General features: G+C 73.3%; 15 protein-coding genes and 1 pseudogene. 5 read left to right on the top strand and 11 right to left on the bottom strand.

Annotated elements, in window-relative coordinates; genetic code table 11:
• Positions 1 to 281: 281 nt before the first annotated feature.
• From IE330_RS02800 to IE330_RS02770, 7 genes are all read right to left on the bottom strand, one after another.
• On the bottom strand, positions 282 to 1,262 hold the full coding sequence (locus IE330_RS02800) for a threo-3-hydroxy-L-aspartate ammonia-lyase (RefSeq protein ID WP_190134200.1): 981 nt from the start codon (positions 1,260 to 1,262) through the stop codon (positions 282 to 284).
• Positions 1,259 to 2,122 carry a helix-turn-helix transcriptional regulator gene (locus IE330_RS02795; RefSeq protein WP_229925310.1) on the bottom strand — a complete coding sequence of 288 codons (864 nt, stop codon included), beginning with the start codon at positions 2,120 to 2,122 and terminating at the stop codon, positions 1,259 to 1,261. Before IE330_RS02795 ends, IE330_RS02800 begins: the two co-directional genes overlap by 4 nt.
• 204 nt (positions 2,123 to 2,326) lie before the next feature.
• Positions 2,327 to 2,830, bottom strand: coding sequence for a GNAT family N-acetyltransferase (locus IE330_RS02790; RefSeq protein ID WP_190134199.1), 504 nt, complete (start codon positions 2,828 to 2,830; stop codon positions 2,327 to 2,329).
• Positions 2,831 to 2,977: 147 nt separating this feature from the next.
• Entirely contained in the window at positions 2,978 to 4,417 is a 1,440-nt protein-coding gene (locus IE330_RS02785; protein ID WP_190134198.1) for an FG-GAP-like repeat-containing protein, read from the bottom strand.
• Between the two features lie 282 nt (positions 4,418 to 4,699).
• A complete protein-coding gene (locus IE330_RS02780; RefSeq protein ID WP_190134197.1) occupies positions 4,700 to 5,227 on the bottom strand; it encodes a DinB family protein in 528 nt (175 codons plus the stop codon).
• 92 nt (positions 5,228 to 5,319) lie between these two features.
• Positions 5,320 to 5,592: a hypothetical protein gene (locus IE330_RS02775; RefSeq protein ID WP_229925308.1), complete on the bottom strand. Its 273-nt coding sequence runs from the start codon at positions 5,590 to 5,592 to the stop codon at positions 5,320 to 5,322.
• Between the two features lie 121 nt (positions 5,593 to 5,713).
• Positions 5,714 to 7,225, bottom strand: a complete 1,512-nt coding sequence (locus IE330_RS02770; RefSeq protein WP_190134196.1) for a phosphoinositide-specific phospholipase C-related protein — start codon at positions 7,223 to 7,225, stop codon at positions 5,714 to 5,716.
• A 364-nt stretch (positions 7,226 to 7,589) separates the two neighbouring features.
• Between IE330_RS02770 and IE330_RS39845 the strand changes: the two are divergent.
• Positions 7,590 to 7,643: pseudogene (locus IE330_RS39845) on the top strand (hypothetical protein); the annotation flags it as partial.
• A 204-nt stretch (positions 7,644 to 7,847) separates the two neighbouring features.
• On the opposite strand, the gene IE330_RS02760 reads toward IE330_RS39845, so the two are convergent.
• From IE330_RS02760 to IE330_RS02750, 3 genes are all read right to left on the bottom strand, one after another.
• Positions 7,848 to 8,492, bottom strand: coding sequence for a CatB-related O-acetyltransferase (locus IE330_RS02760; protein ID WP_190134195.1), 645 nt, complete (start codon positions 8,490 to 8,492; stop codon positions 7,848 to 7,850).
• A 306-nt stretch (positions 8,493 to 8,798) separates the two neighbouring features.
• Complete coding sequence (locus tag IE330_RS39840) at positions 8,799 to 9,458, bottom strand: hypothetical protein (RefSeq protein WP_190134194.1); 660 nt, start codon at positions 9,456 to 9,458, stop codon at positions 8,799 to 8,801.
• Between the two features lie 235 nt (positions 9,459 to 9,693).
• Positions 9,694 to 10,026, bottom strand: a complete 333-nt coding sequence (locus IE330_RS02750; protein WP_190134193.1) for a hypothetical protein — start codon at positions 10,024 to 10,026, stop codon at positions 9,694 to 9,696.
• A gap of 174 nt (positions 10,027 to 10,200) precedes the next feature.
• On the opposite strand from IE330_RS02750, the gene IE330_RS02745 reads away from it, so the two are divergent.
• From IE330_RS02745 to IE330_RS02730, 4 genes are all read left to right on the top strand, one after another.
• A complete protein-coding gene (locus IE330_RS02745) occupies positions 10,201 to 10,869 on the top strand; it encodes a cysteine hydrolase family protein (RefSeq protein ID WP_190134192.1) in 669 nt (222 codons plus the stop codon).
• A gap of 233 nt (positions 10,870 to 11,102) precedes the next feature.
• On the top strand, positions 11,103 to 12,407 hold the full coding sequence (locus IE330_RS02740; protein WP_190134191.1) for an amino acid permease: 1,305 nt from the start codon (positions 11,103 to 11,105) through the stop codon (positions 12,405 to 12,407).
• A gap of 188 nt (positions 12,408 to 12,595) precedes the next feature.
• On the top strand, positions 12,596 to 13,318 hold the full coding sequence (locus IE330_RS02735; protein WP_190134190.1) for a FadR/GntR family transcriptional regulator: 723 nt from the start codon (positions 12,596 to 12,598) through the stop codon (positions 13,316 to 13,318).
• Between the two features lie 53 nt (positions 13,319 to 13,371).
• Positions 13,372 to 14,661 carry a CynX/NimT family MFS transporter gene (locus IE330_RS02730; RefSeq protein WP_229925306.1) on the top strand — a complete coding sequence of 430 codons (1,290 nt, stop codon included), beginning with the start codon at positions 13,372 to 13,374 and terminating at the stop codon, positions 14,659 to 14,661.
• Positions 14,662 to 14,748: 87 nt separating this feature from the next.
• Here the strand turns inward: IE330_RS02730 and IE330_RS02725 are convergent, their stop codons facing one another.
• Positions 14,749 to 17,493: a discoidin domain-containing protein gene (locus tag IE330_RS02725; protein ID WP_190134189.1), complete on the bottom strand. Its 2,745-nt coding sequence runs from the start codon at positions 17,491 to 17,493 to the stop codon at positions 14,749 to 14,751.
• Positions 17,494 to 17,644: the final 151 nt, after the last annotated feature.

Raw genomic sequence — 17,644 nt, 5'->3', positions numbered from 1 at the left:
TGTGCTATGTTTGATCTTGAGCCGGTCACCGGAACACCCAGTGGCTGACCGCGCGTCGGTGGTCCAAGGAAAGACGCCCCGCTTCCTGCGGGGAAATGCAGGTGCAAGGCCTGCCCGGCGCTCCGATGAAGCCCCACCCCGTGCACGCGGGGTGGGGCTTTCGCGTACGGCCTCGCGTACGGCCTCGCGTACAACCTCGCGTGCGGCGCGTCCGCCGACCCGGGGGGCCGCCGGGCGCGGCCACCCGAGCCGGGTGCCAACGGGCGCGCCCGGCGGGAGACTTAGCGCTCCGCCGGGTCGGCGCAGAGTTCCGCGAAGCGGTGGGTGTTGATGTTGCCGCCGGAGACGATGACGCCGACGCGTGGCGGTACGTCGGTGAGGCGACCGGCCAGGAGCGCGGCGAGGGCCGTGGCGCCGCTGGGCTCGACGACGATCTTCAGGCGTTCGAAGGCGAAGCGCATCGCGGCGCGGATCTCGTCGTCGGAGACCAGCACGACCTCGTCCACGAGGCGCTGGTTGATGGGGAACGTCAGCTCCCCCGGGGTCTCGATGGCCTGGCCGTCGGCGATGGTGCGCGGGACGGGTACGGAGACGCGGCGCCCGGCCTCGAGCGACCGCTTGGTGTCGTCGCCCACCTCCGGCTCCACGCCGATGACGCGGATGTCCGGGTGCAGCCCCTTGGCGGCGGTGGAACTGCCCGCGATGAGCCCACCACCGCCCACCGGCGCGACCAGCGCGTCCAACGCACCGACGTCCTCCAGGAGTTCGAGCGCGGCGGTGCCCTGCCCGGCGATGACGTCCGGGTGGTCGTACGGCGGGATGAGGGTGAGCCCCCGGTCGGCGGCGAGCTCCTGGCCGAGGGCGGTACGGTCGCCGGAGTAGCGGTCGTACGTGACGACCTCGGCGCCGTAGCCCTCGGCGGCCTCGCGCTTGGAGCGCGGGGTGTCCTCCGGCATCAGGATCACCGCGCTGCTGCCCGTCTCACGGGCGGCGAGCGCGATGGCCTGGGCGTGGTTGCCGGAGGAGAACGACGCGATGCCCTTGGCCAGTTGCTCCGGCGTGAGCCGGGAGACGGCGTTGTAGGCACCGCGGAACTTGAAGGCGCCGATCCGCTGGAAGTTCTCGCACTTGAGGTGGACCTCGGCGCCGACGCGGGCGTCCAGGGTGCGCGAGCGCAGGACGGGCGTGCGGTGGGCGACGCCCTTGAGGCGGGCGGCGGCGTCGCGCACGTCGTCGAGGGTGACCAGGGGGGTGCTCGTCATGCGGGTGCTCCTGGTGGGGTGTCGGGCCCGGGCCCCGGTGCGGCCCGGTCACGGGACTTGGCGAGGTAGGTGTAGGCGGAGGCGCGGGAGATGCCGAGGCGGGCGGCGACCCGCGGGACCGCGCCCCGCAGGGCGAAGACGCCGCGCTCGTCGAGGTCGCGGAACAGCTCCAGGCGCGCGGGGCGGTCGAGCTCGCTCCACGGCCGGTTGCGGCGGAGCTGGTAGGCGTCGACGACCGAGGCGAGGACGGACTCCATGTCGTCGCCGAAGGTCGTGGTCGGCACGTCGGCCGGCGGGGCGGCGACGCCCGCGAGTTCACCGAGCAGGGCGCCGGCCTGCTGGACCGCGGTGATGTCGAGGTTGACGCACAGCGCCCCGAACACCGCGCCGCCGCTGTCCCGCAGCAGCATGGTGGACGACTTGACCAGCTTCCCGTCCTGGGTGCGGGTGAGGTAGTTCAGCTCGTCGGCCGCCGCGTCGCCCCGGGCCAGCATGCCCAGGCCGATCTCGCTCATGGCCCCGCCGACGCTGCGGTGGGTGACCTCGCCCGCGATCGCCACGACGGACCGTTCCGGCCGCCGGTAGTCGTGCACCACGGCTTCGCAGAGCGAGCCGAAGGTGGCCGCGATGCCCTCGGCCACGGGCACGAGGGCGGCGATGATCGCGTCCCGCTCGGCACTCCGCTCACGGCCCGCGGCCGGATCGCCCTCCGGGGCCGCGGTCTGGACGGCGGGGGCGCCCTGAACCCCGTCGGCGCCCCGAGCGCCGACGGGGTTCAGGGGTCCGTCGTGGACGCCAGTGCCGGTTCCCGTACTGGTGCCCGTTCCCGTACTGGTGCCGGTGCCGTTCTCGGCGCTCATGGCAGTGCCTCGCCCTCCCCGCGTGCCGTGCGGCTCTGGACCAAACGTACACGCCCTGGATGGAAAGTCCAGAGGGGTTCGTGGTCGGGATTCCGCCGTTGCGCCAGGACCGGCGGGGCCTGGCCGTCGGCGCCTCCGGCGGGGGTGGGCAGCCCGGCCAGGCAGCTCGCCACCGGTGGCCGTCGCGGGCCACCACCATCTGCGTCACGGCAACGAGCGCGTGAGCCAGACCACTTCGCCGTTGTCCTCCATGGAGGCGTGGTGCCGCTCGAACTCGAGCTTCTCCAGGACGCGGAGCGACGGTGTGTTCCACGCGCCGACGGTCGACCAGAGCCGTTTCCGCCCGGTCGCCACAGCGGCGTCGAGCACCGCGCCGGCCGCTTCGGTGGCGTAGCCACGCCCATGCGCGTGCTGGAACAGCTCGTACGCGATTTCGGGCTCCTCCACGGTGGAACGGCCGATGATCAGCCCGCAGTAGCCGATGAAGTCGCCCTCGTCCCGGCGCTGGATGGGCAACAGGGCGATCCCCGTGGTCGCCGTCGCGGCGAGCAGCTCCGCGATGGACGTCCGGATGTGCTCCACCGCGGGAGTGCCCTTGCCGCGTTCGGCGAGCAGGGCGCAGAAGTCAGCGGCGTCCGACTCGGCCCACGGCCGCAGTGCCAACCGCGCGGTCTCCAGGTGGAAAGGCATCGTCCTGTACGTCGTCATGCCTCCACTCTGTCCCACGGATCAGCACGAGCTGAAGGCGCAGGGTCACGGTGCCGGTCCACGCGTCCGTCAAGCCCCCACCCCCCGGGGGGCAGCGGCCGACGCAGCGGCGTGGCCCCCGGGGGGTCGAACGGTGTGGCGAACCCGTCAGCGGGCGAGTACGCCGAACTCGAGGCCGACGCCGATCTGGGGGTCCACCGGCGCGTTCACGACGCGGGTGGGCGAGGTCCCGGCGACCTTGCCGCCCTTCGTGCCGACCGACCAGACCTGCGGCGCGGTCGCCCGGACCGGGATGGTGATCTCGGGCTGCTTGTCGTTGTTCAGGTCCGTGGCCTTGAGCTGCGAGGGGATGCGGTACGTACCGGCGGGGCGCGGCAGACCGGGCGCGTTGTAGGCGTAGAACGCGGCGCCGGTGCCGGTGACGCCCTTGGTCGAGCCCTTCAGCACGTACAGGCCGCCGCCGCTGATGTAGCAGTGCTCGCAGGTGGGCTTGCGCTCGCCGGGGGCGCCGACGACCAGGTCGGCGTAGCCGTCCCGGTTGAGGTCGGCCGCGGCGACGGAGGCGCCGAAGCGGTCGCCCTGCTGGACGCCGCCCGGGACGCCGGGGGTGTCCTCGGTGAACATCCGCATGCTGCGGTTCTCGTCCACCCCGTTGGAGGCCCCGTAGTTGACCCGGACCACGCCCGCGGAGCGTTCGGTGTCGAGCACGGACGCCGCGTCGCCCACCGCCACGTCGCCGTAGCCGTCCTTGTCGAAGTCCGCTACGGCGACACTGTTGCCGCCGCGGATGGTGGCCGGGGTGAGGCGCAGCCCGGAGGCCCCGCCGAGGAGCACCCGGCCCCGCATGCGCTCCTCGCCCAGGACGACGAGGTCGTCGGTGGAGCCCTTGTTGACGCGGCCCACGGCGATCCGGTCCTGCGCCCCCTCGTCATAGACGGGGTAGTTGCGGCCGGTGTCCACCTTCTTCGTCGAGACGGGCGAGCCGTCCGCCTTGAAGGGGCCCTTGAAGAGGTCGAGCCTGGTGCCGTGGCCGACGACCAGGTCGGTCTTCCCGTCGCCGGTGAAGTCACCGGCCTTGAGGACCGTGCCGTAGCCGGGCCAGTCCAGGGGGTCGGCCATCAGGGTGCCGCCCTTGAGGCCGGTGCGGCTGCCCCAGAGCAGGCTGACCTGGTCCCGGCCGCCCACGGCGAGGTCCGCGTAGCCGTCGGCGTTGAAGTCGCCGGTGGTGAGGACCTGCCCGAACCGCCGGTTCTGGGCCGCGTCGCCCGGCACTCCGGGGCTGTTCTGCGTGAGCGCCTTCAGGCCGGTCTTCTGGGCACCGTCCTTGCTGCCGTACGAGACGGTGACGTAGCCCGCGCTCCCCAGCGTGGTGGTGGTTCCGTCCGTGCCGGTGACCTGCACGCCGGCGTCCGGGGAGCCGATGGCCAGGTCGTGGTAGCCGTCGCCGTTGAAGTCGTCGGAGTACCGGCTGGGCGCGGGCGCCGCAGGGGCGGCCTCGGCCGGGGTGCCGGTGGAGGCCAGCAGGCCTCCGGAGAGTGTGGTGGCCGCCGCGGCGATCGCGATGGCGTGACGGATGTGGCGTCGCACGTCCGTTCCCCCCTAGTAGGAAGTCGATCAGAGATACGCCTCCAAGACCCTCGACGTACTGGAACGGTTGTACGGATTCCCGCGCCGCTTCGCGCCTGGTATCCGACGCCTCTGGCCTCGTACCAGGTCTCACATGTTGCTCCGCCCCTGGCGCCACCGCCCCGCCCCCCGCCCCCGTCGCACACACCGCCTCGCGCCCGCACCTCCGGCCCCGCCCGACATCTCGCACGCCGCACGCCGCACGCCGCGCGGCGCCCGGCGCCTCCGGCCTCGCCACCCGTCTCACACGCCGGTGACTCCGTCGACCCGTTCGCGGAGGAGATCGGCGTGGCCGTTGTGACGCGCGTACTCCTCGATCATGTGCATCATGATCCAGCGCAGGGAGACGGCCCGGTCCCCGACGACTCCCGCGTCGCGCTCGGAGAGGCGGCCGGAGTCGTCCAGCGACGCGGTGGCGATGAGCTCACGGCCGCGGGCGACCTCCGCTTCCCACGCGGCCCTCACCTCGTCCAGCCCTCGCTCAGGCCGGAGGGCGAAGCCGTCGGGGTTGTCCTCCCCGAAGACCGGCGCCACCGCCAGGCCCGCGAAGACGCGTTGGAACCAGTTGCGCTCCACCTCGGCCATGTGCTGCAGCAGGCCGAGCAGCGTCATCGACGACGGCGACGCCGCAGCGCGCCGTAACGGCCCGTCCTCCAGGCCGGCGCACTTCAGGGCCAGCGTCGCACGGTGGAAGTCCAGCCACGCTTCCAGCATGGCGCGTTCGTCGGCATGCGCGGGCGGGATGATCCGCCCATCCGGTGTCGTACCCATGAGCACACCCTGGCAGCCGAGGACCCGGCCCACGACCGCCTTCGCCGACAACGAACAGGCGTCGAACCTGATGCCCGCGACGAGCCCTCACCTCACAGATGCCGCGGCGGACTGTTCCGGATCGCTGAGCGGCGGGCCCACAAGGCGCAGGCGAGGAGTATGAGGCCGCAGAAGCAGTACACCCAGGCGTGGGTGGTGCCGCGGGCCGCGCCGATTCCCCAGGCCAGGGACCAGAGGGCCAGCAGGACGCACAGGGCCGTCCAGGCCACCGTCCACATGCTGTCGCGAGCCGCGAGGCGATGTGGGGTTCCTCGTTCCATCTCTCCCATGCCGGGGGTACCGCGGTGCTCGTCATGAGTCGTCATACTCCGCCGGTTGCCCCGGACCCGGCGGGCGATGCCCGTCCACGGGCGCGGGCGCGGATACGGCGTGGCGGTGCCCCCGGGGCTTGAGGGCTCCGGGGGCACCGTCACGGGTGGGTCGGGCTCAGCGGGGCGGGCAGGCCGCCTGTGTGACCTTGCCGACCTTGCCGCCGGTGGTCGAGGGGTCCAGGGTCAGGCACTTGCCCGTCCACTGGTTGACGAAGTAGTAGCCGCGGGCCCCGCCGTACAGGGTCGCCGGCATGACGTTCCAGAGCTGGCTCCCGGAGGACCAGCGGGTCTCGCACGGCCACCAGAAGAGCTGCGTGCCGCTGCCGGGCGGGGTGCCGTTGTTGTACGGGACCGTGAGGCAGGAGCCGTTGCCCGCCTTGATCCAGTAGTGGCCCTTGCCGTCGTAGGAGGGCTTGGTGGCGGTCCACTGGTGGCTGCTGGGCGCAGGGTTCGCGCAGTCCCGCTGGGTGACCAGGCCGCCCTCGCCCGTGTCGAACTCATCGCCGCGCACCATGCAGCGGTTGGACGCGTAGGTGCCGACGTACTGCTTGTTGGAGTTGACGGTCCACAGGGCCGGGTGCGGCTCGTCTATGTACGTGGTGCGGTTCAGGTCGTCGACGACCGACAGCGGCGTGACGCCCTCGGTGTCGGAGTGCTGGTGGAAGTTGACCGCGACGAAGTTCGGGTTCCGCCCGGCGGCGGGACGGCAGTCCTTCTCAATGCGGTTCCTCAGGGCGTCGCCGTTGTCACCCCGCGACTTCTTCTCCGGGTCCAGCGAGTCCGAGTTGAACTGGTTCATGGTGAACAACGGCGTGAGCGCCTTCGTGTCCTTCATCGGGACCTCGTTCAGCGGGCGGCTCTGCCCGCGGGCCTCGCAGCCCTGCGGCCGGCCGTCGTAGCTGTACAGCGTCTCCACCGTGCGCTTCCAGGTGTACATGAGTTGGCCGTACTCGACGGGCTGCTCGCCCTGCTTGGGGACGGACTTCACGGGCACGTCTTTGGTCCACTTGTCCTGGAACACCACCAGGCGCTGGTTGTCCGCGACCATCGTGCGCAGGAGCGGCCAGTTCCCCTGGTCGATCTTGTAGGTGGAGGGCGAGAACAGCAGGTCCTTCGCGTCCTTGTCCTCCAGCACCTTTCCGATCGTGCGGGTGAGCCCTTCCTCCGCCGCGTAGTTCTCCAGGAAGATGGTGACGACTTCCTGCCGGTTCTTCTTCAGGAAGTCGACGACCTTGCCGAGCTCGTTCTCCAGGGTCTCGAAGCAGGCCCACTCCGTGTGGCACAGACGGATTTCCTTCGTCTGCGTCTGCCGGTTGTCGTAGTCGTACGTGTCCAGCATCAGCCCCCGCACCCCGTCACCGAGCTGCTGGGAGATGGTGCGCGACTGGTTCCGCGGCGGAAGCGCGGGCACCGGGTTGTACGCGTACGAGTTGTGGGTGGTCAGCCACGACCACTGGTCGAAGCGGGCGTTGCCGTACTTGCTGGAGGCGGCCGCCGCGGTCGTCGGGGTCGGCAGCATCGCGGCGAGGAAGAGCAGCGAGAGGACGGGGAGAGCCAGTGTGCGCAGCACACGGTGCCCGCGGGAGAAGCCGGGGCGGGGCTCCGCCTCGCTGCTCGTGGCCGTCACGGCCGGTGGCTCGGGTACGGCCGGTGAGGAGGGTACGGCCGGCAGGGCGCGAGAGTCCCTTGTACGCATGTCGTGGTCCACGGGTGAGGGCGGCCCCGAAGCCGGCGGTGCGGCAGCGGTGACCGGGGGGTGATGTCGGCGGTCGTGGCGCGTGGCCGGTGACGATGTCGTCCGGTCCCGCGCCCGACACCCATGAGCCAACACGGTGTGAGAGAGCGGGACCATGCTGTTCCACCGGCAGAAGTAATGTCTTGCATACTTCTGCCGGTGGGACCGCCGTTCCGGCCGGGCCCCGCTGATCAGGGGGCATGCGGCTATAAGTACGGACTCACCGGCCGCGCGCGGGTTCGGTGAGCTCCTGTGCGTGCTGCGTACGACCGCCGGGCTGAGCCAGGAGGGGCTCGCGCACGCCGCGGGGGTGAGCGTGCGGGCCCTGTCGGACCTGGAGCGCGGCCGCTCCCGGGGCCGCGAGCGCCTGCGCCACGCGCTGCGCCGCTTCGAGGCCGTGCGGATGCCCGCCTGGAGCGAACCGGCCCGGCTCGAACTCGGCGTCGCCCTGCACCGGCCGGCCCGCCACGACGAGGCGTACGAGGCCCTGACGGCCGCCCACGAGTCGCTCGTACTAGGCCGTGGGCGCCGCCGCCTCCAGGTCGGCCACGCTGCCCGCCATCACCGTCGGGATGTGCCGTGTCAGGTGCTCCAACGGCCAGTCCCACCATGCCACTTCGAGGAGCCGCGCGATGTCCTCGTCGCTGTGGCGGCGGCGCAGGAGGCGGGCCGGGTTGCCGCCGACGACGCCGTAGTCGGGCACGTCGTCGACCACCACGGAGCCCGAGGCGACGACGGCGCCGTGGCCGACGCGGACGCCCGGCATCACCAGGGACCGGTAGCCGAGCCACACGTCGTGGCCCACCACGGTGTCCCCGCGCCCGGGCAGGCCGGTGATGAGGTCGAAGTGGTCGGACCAGGAGCCGCCCATGATCGGGAAGGGGAACGTGGAGGGCCCGTCCATGCGGTGGTTGGCCCCGTTCATGAGGAACCGGACGCCCTCCCCGAGGGCACAGAACTTCCCGATGACGAGCTTCTCGGGCCCGTAGTGGTAGAGCACGTTGCGGGTCTCGAAGGCCGTGGGGTCGTCGGGGTCGTCGTAGTACGAGAACTCCCCCACCTCGATCAGCGGCGAGGTGATCAGCGGCTTGAGGAGCACCACGCGGGGCTGGCCGGGCATGGGGTGCAGCACGGTCGGGTCGGCGGGGACGAGGGGCATGAGCGGCACCTTTCGGCTGCGGTACGGATGCGGATCGGTCCGGGGCCGGTCCCGGGTCGATTCGATCATGCTGGTCGCCGGGGTGGAACCGACACCGAATTCCCGTCCGCCCGCGTCCGTCGGCCCGTCCACGCGCCCATCCGCACGCCCCTTCACCCGCCCCGCCTGGCCCAGCCCTGCCCTGCCCGGGAGGCCCGCCGCCCAGCCCGGAGGGGCCGCCCCGCCCGGGAAAACAGCGCGGGCGCCCCCACCCCCGAAGGGTGGCGGGCGCCCGGGCGCCGTACGCCGCGTCGAGGCGGCGGCGGGTCAGCGGACCGTCACCGTGAAGACGGGCGACAGCGTGGCACCGCTCTTGATGCGCAGCTCGTTCTTGCCCTTGAGGCCGAGCTTGACGCGCAGGCTGTACGCGCCGGACTTGTTGACGGTGGTGGAGGCGGGCAGCGTCTTCCACGCGCCGCGCTGCTTCTGCTGGAGGCCGACCTTGGTGCCCGCCTTGATGCCGGTGGCCTTGCCGCTGACGCGCAGCTCCTGCCAGGCCTTCACGGAGGTGGCCGACGGCTTGGCGGTGAGCGCGGCCTTCACCGGGGCGGTGGGGCTGTTCTTCTGGGTGCCGAGGCTCTTGCCGGTCTTCACGTCCCAGATGGCGTACGGCGTGCCCCCGCCCTGCGTCTTGCTGTACAGGCGCTTGCCGTCGGCGCTCAGGTGCAGGTAGATGCCGTCGTCGACGATCTGGCCCGGCTTGAGGGCCTTGCCGTTGTAGTACGGCTTGCCGTCCTTGACGGTGACGGTGACACCGGCGCCGATGTCGATCTTCACGGGCTTGGCGGCGACGGTCCGCACCGCGGCGGGCCGCTCCGCGGCGGGCGCGCTCGCCAGCGCGGCCGCGGCCGGGGCCAGGAGGGCCGTACCGGCGAGGACCGAGACGGTGGCGGTACGCAGGGTGCTGCGGCGGTGGGTGCTGGTCATGGCGTGGTTCCCCTTCACGGTGGTGGATCGGTGCGCACACGGGCGCGGCCCCGCAGGGCGGGCGGCGGCGCACCGGGCACTGTCCTGTTTGCCCTCGCCGTCCGCGCTGTCCGGCGAGTACGCAATCAACCTAGTTCAGCCGTCATTACGGCTATCCGAAGATCATGTAACGGTGCCCCATAGATCACCGCACGGCCTGCCATCGAGGCGGCGGGGCCCGGCCGCGGCACCGCCGTCAGCCGTCGAGCCGCACACCCTGCTTCGCGGTGCGCCGCTCGGCCCCCTTGGTCTCCCACCACTCGAACATCTCGATCCGCAGCGCCGTCGCCACCCAGGCCAGCAGGGTCTCGGGCGGGCACGGGTTGAAGAGGTGCGACTCGCCGCTGCCGCGGTCGCAGCGCACCAGCCAGCGCCCGTCCGGCGCGACGACCTCCAGGTAGACGCTGAACTGCCGCCCGCGCTGGACGACTTCGAGGTCCACCACCTCAAGGGTGAAGCCGCCGCCCTGGTCCCACGCCCCTACGACCCGCGGCGCCAGCAGGTCCCGTACCTCTTCGACTGTCAGCACGCACCCATCATCTCCCGGCAGGCCGCACGGGCACCCCGGCATCCCCCGACGAACCGATGCCGCCGGGCCCGCCGCCCTGTTATCGTCACCTCGCAACAGATACCTCGGGACGATGTATTCCAGCCCGATGTATCCGCGGCACGGACCCCGATATGACGAGTTCTGGAGGCTTGGATGGAGTCGACCGCGTACACCGAGGAGTGGGTGGCGGCCCGGGCGCGGGACGGTTACGAGCGCGGACGGGCGTCCTTCGCCGTGCGTCCCGAACGCTCCGCCCTGCTGGTCGTCGACATGCAGGAGGAGTTCGTCGCACCCGGGTTCAGCCCGTACTGGGTGCCCGCCGCCACGCGCATGGCGCCCCGGCTGCGCGGCCTGGTGGAGCACTGCAGGACGGTGGGCGTCCCGGTCGTCTGGACCGTCTTCGACGACACCCACCTCGGGCTCGACCGCCCGCACGCGCTGCGGTACCTGCCGCACGGTGCCGACGGGTGGCGCAGGCCGGGCCCCGCGCGGATCTGGGGCGGGATGGGGCCGCGCGAGGACGAGGTGCTGATCCGCAAGCCGTCGTACGGGGCGTTCTACGACACCCCGCTGGACACCGTCCTGCGCAACCTCGGCCGGGACACGGTCATCGTCACCGGGACGCTCACCAACTACTGCTGCGGCACGACCGCGCGGCAGGCGTACGAGCGCGGCTACCGCGTCGTGTTCGGCGCGGACACCACGGCCACCGACGACGAGGCGCGCCAGGAGCCGGAACTGGCCGTGCTGCGCAAGGGGTTCGCGCTCGTGCTCACGGCGGAGGAGATCACAGCGCGGCTGTCCGCCGCGGCGGACGCCTGACGGGCGGGGGCGGACGCCTGACGGGCGGGGGCGGACGCCTGACGGGCGTGGGCGGCCGTCGCCCGGCCACCCCCGGCCGTCCCGACCGCAACACGGCGGCAACAGCGCCGCAGCGTTCGCCGTCTAGCGTCGCCTGACGTGAGTACGCGGACACGGAACACCCCGGCCCCGGCGCGGGCGGCCCGGCGGGCACCGACACGGGCGGCCTGGAGAAGGGCCTCAAGCGACGGCACATGAACCTGATCGCGCTGGGCGGGGTGATCGGGGCGGGACTCTTCGTCGGCAGCGGTGTCGTGGTGCGGCAGACCGGGCCCGCGGCCGTCCTCTCCTTCCTGGCCGCCGGGGTGCTCACCGTGCTCATCATGCGGATGCTCGCCGAGATGACGGTGGCGCGGCCCGCGCTCGGCTCGTTCTACGCCCATGTGCGCGAGACGCTCGGCCCCCGTGCCGGGTTCGCGGTCGGGTGGCTCTACTGGTACTTCTTCGTGATCGTGGTCGCCGTGGAGGCGGTGGCGGGCGGGCGCATCGTCCGGCTGTGGCTGCCCGGGGCGCCGCTGTGGGCCGTCAGCCTCGTACTGATGGCGCTGCTCACGGCGACGAACATGGTCTCCGCGCGGTCCTTCGGCGAGTTCGAGTACTGGTTCTCGTCGGTGAAGGTGCTCGCCATCGTCGTGTTCCTGTTCCTCGGCGCGCTGTACGTGCTGGGGCTGTGGCCCGACGCCGCCGGGGGGTTCGGCCACCTCACCGCGCACGGCGGGTTCGCGCCCGAGGGCGTGGGCGCGGTGCTCGCCGCCGTGGTGCCGTGCGTGGGCTTCTTCACCGGCGCCGAGATCGTGACCATCGCGGCGGCGGAGTCCACCGAGCCGGAGCGGGCCGTCGCGGCGGCGATCCGGTCGATCGTGCTGCGCGTCGTCGCCTTCTACGTCCTGTCCATCCTGCTCGTCGTCACCGTGGTCCCCTGGACCGACGAGGCCGTCGAGGTCAGCCCGTACGCGGCGGTCCTGGAGCGGCTCGACGTGCCCGCGGCGGCGACCGTCATGAACGCCGTCGTGCTGGTGGCGGTGCTGTCCTGCCTCAACTCGGCGCTCTACACGTCGTCGCGGATGCTCTTCGCGCTCACCCGCGGCGGCGACGCGCCGCGCGGCTTCACCCGGCTCGGCCGCGGCGGCGTGCCGCGCCGGGCCATCCTCGCGGGCACCTCCGTCGGCTACGCGTCGGTCGTCGCCGCATGGATCTCCCCCGACGTCGTCTTCCAGTTCCTCATCGACTCCTACGGCGCCGTCGCGCTCTTCGTCTACCTCGCGATCGCCCTGGCGCACCTGCGCATGCGCCGCGTCCTCGAACGCACGGCCCCCGAGCGGCTCACGCTGCGGATGTGGGGCTTCCCCTGGCTCAGCCGCCTCACCGTCGCCGCCATGACCGCCGTGATCGGCGCGATGGCGTTCCTGCCGGACAGCCGCGCCCAGTTCTGGCTGAGCCTGCTGACGGTGGCGGTGGTGCTCGGGGCGTACGAGGTCAGGCGGCGACGCACCGGCTGACCGGCCGCCCCCCTCGGGGAACACCGCTGCCGGGGCCCGGGACCGGGGCCGCGCGTTCCGGTCCGGCGGGCCCGCCCGCCGCGCTCCTGCGGGGGTGTCGCCGCTCGCCGTCGTTTGACACCCTCAAACATGGGATGTTCCCATGTCTGCCTCGTTCCCGTCGCCCAGGCAGAGAGGGCACCCCGCCGATGCCGCTGCGCAGCCCCGCACGGACCAACCTCGTCGACCTCGTCATCGCCCAGATGGAGAGCCTCATCGCCGACGGCGAGTGGCCGGTCGGCACGAAGATCCCCGCCGAGCCGCAGCTCGTGGAGCAGCTCTCCGTCGGGCGCAACACCGTGCGGGAGGCGGTCCGCGCCCTGGTGCACACCGGGATGCTGGAGCCGCGCCAGGGCGACGGCACCTATGTGCGCGCGAGCAGCGACTTCGGCGCCGCCGTGCAGCGCCGCGTGCGCAAGGCCGGCGTCCTTGAGGCGTACGAGGTGCGCGCGTCGCTGGAGCGGGACGCCGCGCGGTACGCGGCCGAGCGGCGCACGCCGGAGGACCTCGACGCGCTGCGGTCGGCGCTCGCCGAGCGCGGCCGGGCCTGGGAGGCCGGGGAGATCGAGGCCTTCATCGACGCGGACATGGCCTTCCACCGCGCGGTGGCGGCCGCCGCCCACAACGACGTCCTCGCCGACCTGTACGGGCACCTCAGCGACGCGACGCGCTCGACCCTGCAGTCCGTGGTCGGCGCCCCGGTCCCGGACTCCGTACGGCACCAGATCGGCGCGCACCGGGCGATCCTCGACGCCATCGAGGCGCGCGACCCCGCCGCCGCCGAGGCCGCCGTGCTCGCGCACCTCGCCGAGGGCATGGCGGCGCTGCGCGCCCAGCCGCCGCACGACGACGACGCCGGACCCACCGGCTGAACACCGGCCCACGGCCGCCACCGCACCACCCCACCCCCCTCAGGAGACACCTCATGTGCAGGGAAGCGCCCGCCCCCACGGCCGCCGTGGCGCGGGACGACGACGCCACGCCACCGGCCAGGACCCGGCCCCGGCCACCCGGCGTGACCGGCCGGCGCGCGCTCCACCTCGGCCTCGGTGTCGTCCTGCTCGCCCTGAACCTGCGCCCCGCGCTCGTCGCCGTGTCCCCGCTGGCGGACACCATCCGCGACGACAGCGGCATGTCGGCGGCGGCCACCAGCCTCCTGACGGCGCTGCCCCTGCTCTGCTTCGGACTGCTCGCGCCGGTCGCGCCGCGCCTCGGCCGCCGCTTCGGCACGGAGCGGGCGCTGCTCGGCACCATGGCCCTGATCTGCGCGGGCACGGCCCTGCGGATGCTGGACTCCGTGGTGGCGCTGTTCGCCGGGACGGTCGTCATCGGCGCGGGCATCGCCGTCGCCAACGTGCTGCTGCCCGGGCTCATCAAGCGGGACTTCCCCGCCCGCGCGGGCCTGATGACGGGCCTGTACTCGATGTCGCTGTTCGGCGGCGCCGCGCTCGCGGCGGGCGTCACCCTGCCGGTGCGGGACGCCACGGGCATGGACTGGCGTACGACACTGGCCTGTTGGGGGGCGCTCGCGCTGCTGGCCCTCGTGGTGTGGCTGCCCCAGGTGCGCTCGTACACCAGGGTCGGCGCGGCGGCGGCCCGGCAGGCGGCCCACCCGGTGCGCGGCCTGTGGCGCTCCCCGCTGGCCTGGCAGGTCACCGCGTACATGGGGCTGCAGTCGCTGAACTACTACGCCGCCGCGGCCTGGCTGCCGACGCTGCTCCAGGACTCCGGGATGGGCGCGGGCGACGCCGGGTGGATGCTGTCGTTCTCCTCGCTGCTCGGCATCGCGGGCTCCTTCCTGGCTCCGGTGGTCGTCGGCGGGCGGCTCGGCTCCGGCGCCCTCGCGGCCCTGGGCGCGGTGCTGTGCGCGGTCGCGTACGCCGGTCTGCTGGCCGCGCCGGCCGGCGGCGCCTACGTGTGGATGAGCCTGCTCGGCCTCGGGCAGGGGGCGGCGATCAGTCTCGCGCTGCTGTTCATCGTGGAGCGGGCGCCGGACGCCCGGCACGTCGCGCAACTGTCCAGCATGGCGCAGTGCTTCGGCTACGTCCTCGCCGCCACCGGCCCCGCCGTCCTGGGCGCCGTCCACGACGCCTCGCACGACTGGACCGTCCCGGTGGTCGTGCTCCTCGTCCTGCTGGTCCCGCAGGTCGCCGTGGGCCTCGGCGCGGCCCGCGACCGGCACGTGCGCGGCACCGAGGGGGCCCCGGCGGCCTGACCCGCCCCGGCACGGGCACGGGACGCGCACGGGCCCCGCCGCCGCTCGCGCGGAGGCGGGGCCCGTGCCGTCAAGCCGCGCGGGTGCTCAGCGCACGGTCAGCTCGGCGATGCCGGGCCGTTCCTTCGCCCGGGGCTCGCCCCGTACTGTCACCCGGACGAAGCGCGCGAGGCGGGAGCGGTCCGTCCCGTCCACGGCGTGCCAGCGGCGGCCGTCGAGGGAGACCTCGACGGCGTACGACACCGGCTCGGTGCCGGTCCAGGTCGGGGTGACGCCGCGGACCCGGACGGGCTCGCCGAGGTCCGCGGTCAGGGTGCCGGTCGCCGCGTCGGGGACCCAGGCCGTGGCCGGGCTGCCGTCGACCGCGGCGCCCGCGTACATGCCCGGCTCCTCGGAGGAGGCCTCGGCGGGGACGCAGCGCGCCTTGTTGCCGGTGGGCGCGAGGTCGGGGCGGCGGGTCTTCAGGACCGCGGGTGCGCCCTCGCTGACGACCTGTTCGCCCTGCGGCGTGTCGAGGGTCATGGGCTCTCCGTGCGTGAGCCGCACCGTCGTGCGGTGGGCGCCGAGCTCGATGTCGTACGTACGGCCCTGCCACCGCAGGCCGCGCAGGGTGACGCCCGCGGCGAGCTGCGGCGGCAGCATCGGGTCCAGGCGCAGCGCGCCCTCGCGCGGGCGCATGCCGGTCAGGCCGTGTGTGAAGGTCTGCAGGAAGCCGCCCTTGCCGGTGAGGAAGTCGTGCGCGGGCGAGCCGGACAGCGGGTCCTCGGCCCCGGCCTTGTCGCCGCGGGCCTCGGAGAACTGCGCGAAGGGCCCGCGCACGAACGGCCTGATGGAGCGCTCCAGGTACGTGTACGTGGAGCAGCCCGGCTCGCCGATCCCGGCGGCGCCGATGGCGTGCACCGAGTCCGTCATGGCCGGGCCGTCGGGGTCGGTGCGCCGCGCGTAGTAGTCGAGCGTGGCCGCCGCGGCGCCCTTCGGCATCGGCCACTCCAGCGGGTACATGAGCAGCACCGTGTCGGCCTGCTTGATCAGGCCGCCGTCGTAGCCGTCGTACTGCTCGAAGACCTTGCGGCGGGCGTCGTACGGGATGCGGATCCTGTCGGCGATCCGCGACCACGCGGCGGGGGCCCGCTCGCCGAGGAGCGTCGCGGCGCGGGTGGCGTGGCGCAGGGCGGTGACGGCGCCCGCGTTGGTGAACACCGCGTCGTCGACGCCGTTGCTGTACTCGTCGGGGCCCGCGGTGTCCTTGAGGGAGTAGCTGCCGTCGGCGTTGCGGCTGACGCGGGCGGCCCAGAACTCGGCGATGCCCTTCAGGACGGGCCAGCCGCGCTCCCGCAGCCACGTCGTGTCCTTGGTGGCCAGGTAGTACTGCCAGGTGGCCAGGGAGATGTCGGCCTGGAGGTGGATCTGCGTGCGGCAGTGCGGCGGGTCGACGCTGTGGCACTCCTTGGCGAGGTCGCCCGAACTGCCGCTGTTCCAGGGGTAGAAGAGGCCCTTGTAGCCGAGCGCGCGGGCGTTGGCGCGGGCGGCCGCGCGGGTGCGGTAGCGGTAGTCGACGACGGACCTGGCGAGCTCCGGGTCCGTGGCGAGCAGCCCCGGGTACATCCACGTCTCGGCGTCCCAGAAGACGAGGCCCGCGTAGTTGTCGCTGGTCAGTCCCGCAGGGGCGATGCTGTTGGCGGCGCCTGCGCGGGTGCTGGAGAGCAGCCCGTACCGCGCGGAGCGCACCCAGGTCTGGAGGTCGCGCCGGCCCGGCACCTCGATGTCGCCGCGCCACAGCCGGGCCCACGCGGCGGTGTGGGCGCGCAGCAGGGCGTCCCAGCCCCGGTGGGCGGCGCGCCGGTCCGCCGCCACCGCCGCCGCGCCCGGGTCGACGCCCGTGAGGGCCGTGTCGACGCCCACGTACTTGGTGAGTTCGTAGCTCCGCCCGCGGCGGACGGGCAGCGTGAGGCCCTGACGCGTGGTCAAGTCCTGCGCCTGCGCGGCGCGTCGCACGCGGGCGTGGTGGACGCCGTGCCCGCCGCGCAGGGTGGAGGCGACGGCGCCCGCGACCTTGGTGCCGTCCGTGCGGAACGTGACGTCCATGGCGGGGGCGGGGTGGTCGGCGTCCGCGTGGCGGGCGGGGGTGCGGTCGCCGCCGCCGGTCTGCTGGATCCGCCGGGCGCCGCGGCCGTCGAGGACGTCGGTGACGGTCGCCTCACCGCTCCAGTGCGGCCGCATCCGCAGCCGTACGGCACCCACGTGCGGGTTGACGCGGTCGGCCACCACCTCGTAGACGAGGTCGGTCTTCCGGCCGTCGGCGGCGGTCCAGGTGAGCGCGGTGCGGACGACTCCGCAGTGCAGCAGCAGGCTCTGCCGGTAGGCGGAGATCCGGCCCGGCCGCGTCGAAGAGTTGAAGGTGTCGGCGCCCGCGCCGCCCGTGGTGACGGTGAGCGGCGTCCAGGTGGGCAGCGCGGCGACGGCCTGCCGGTTCCCTGCGGTGCGCGCATTGTGCGCGTACAGGCCGGAGACGAAGGAGCCGTCGTAGCGCGGGGTGAACAGCGGCCAGCCGGTCTTGGCGTCGCTGTCGGTGTATCCGGAGCCGTTGGGCGCCACGCGCTGCCCGAGGTAGCCGTTGCCGACGAAGGCGTGGTGGGTGTCCTCGGGGTCGACGCGGGTGCTGTCGAGGGTCCAGCCCGCGCCGTCGCGGCAGGTGGAGTGGGGGGTGGCGGAGGCGGCGCCCCGCTGCGGCTGCGAGCCTGCGGGGGGCGGCACGGCGGCGAGGAGCACTCCGGCGAGCGCCGCCGCGGACAGCCGGGCGGCACGCGGCCGCGAAACCAGGGAGTACGTCATTGTTCTCCGTCATGGTGGTCCGTGAGGGTCCACGGACCATAAATTTTGTGAACGAGTCACGTCAATAACTGCGTACGACGGGTCAAGTTTCTAACGCAAGCCGATCAGAACGCGTCAGCGGCGTGGGGCGGAGCCCCGGGGGGCGCGACGC

Source organism: Streptomyces longispororuber, assembly GCF_014656095.1.
GTDB lineage: Bacteria > Actinomycetota > Actinomycetes > Streptomycetales > Streptomycetaceae > Streptomyces > Streptomyces longispororuber.
Note: the sequence above shows the minus strand (reverse complement) of the source record. Positions and strands in the feature narration are given on the sequence as shown.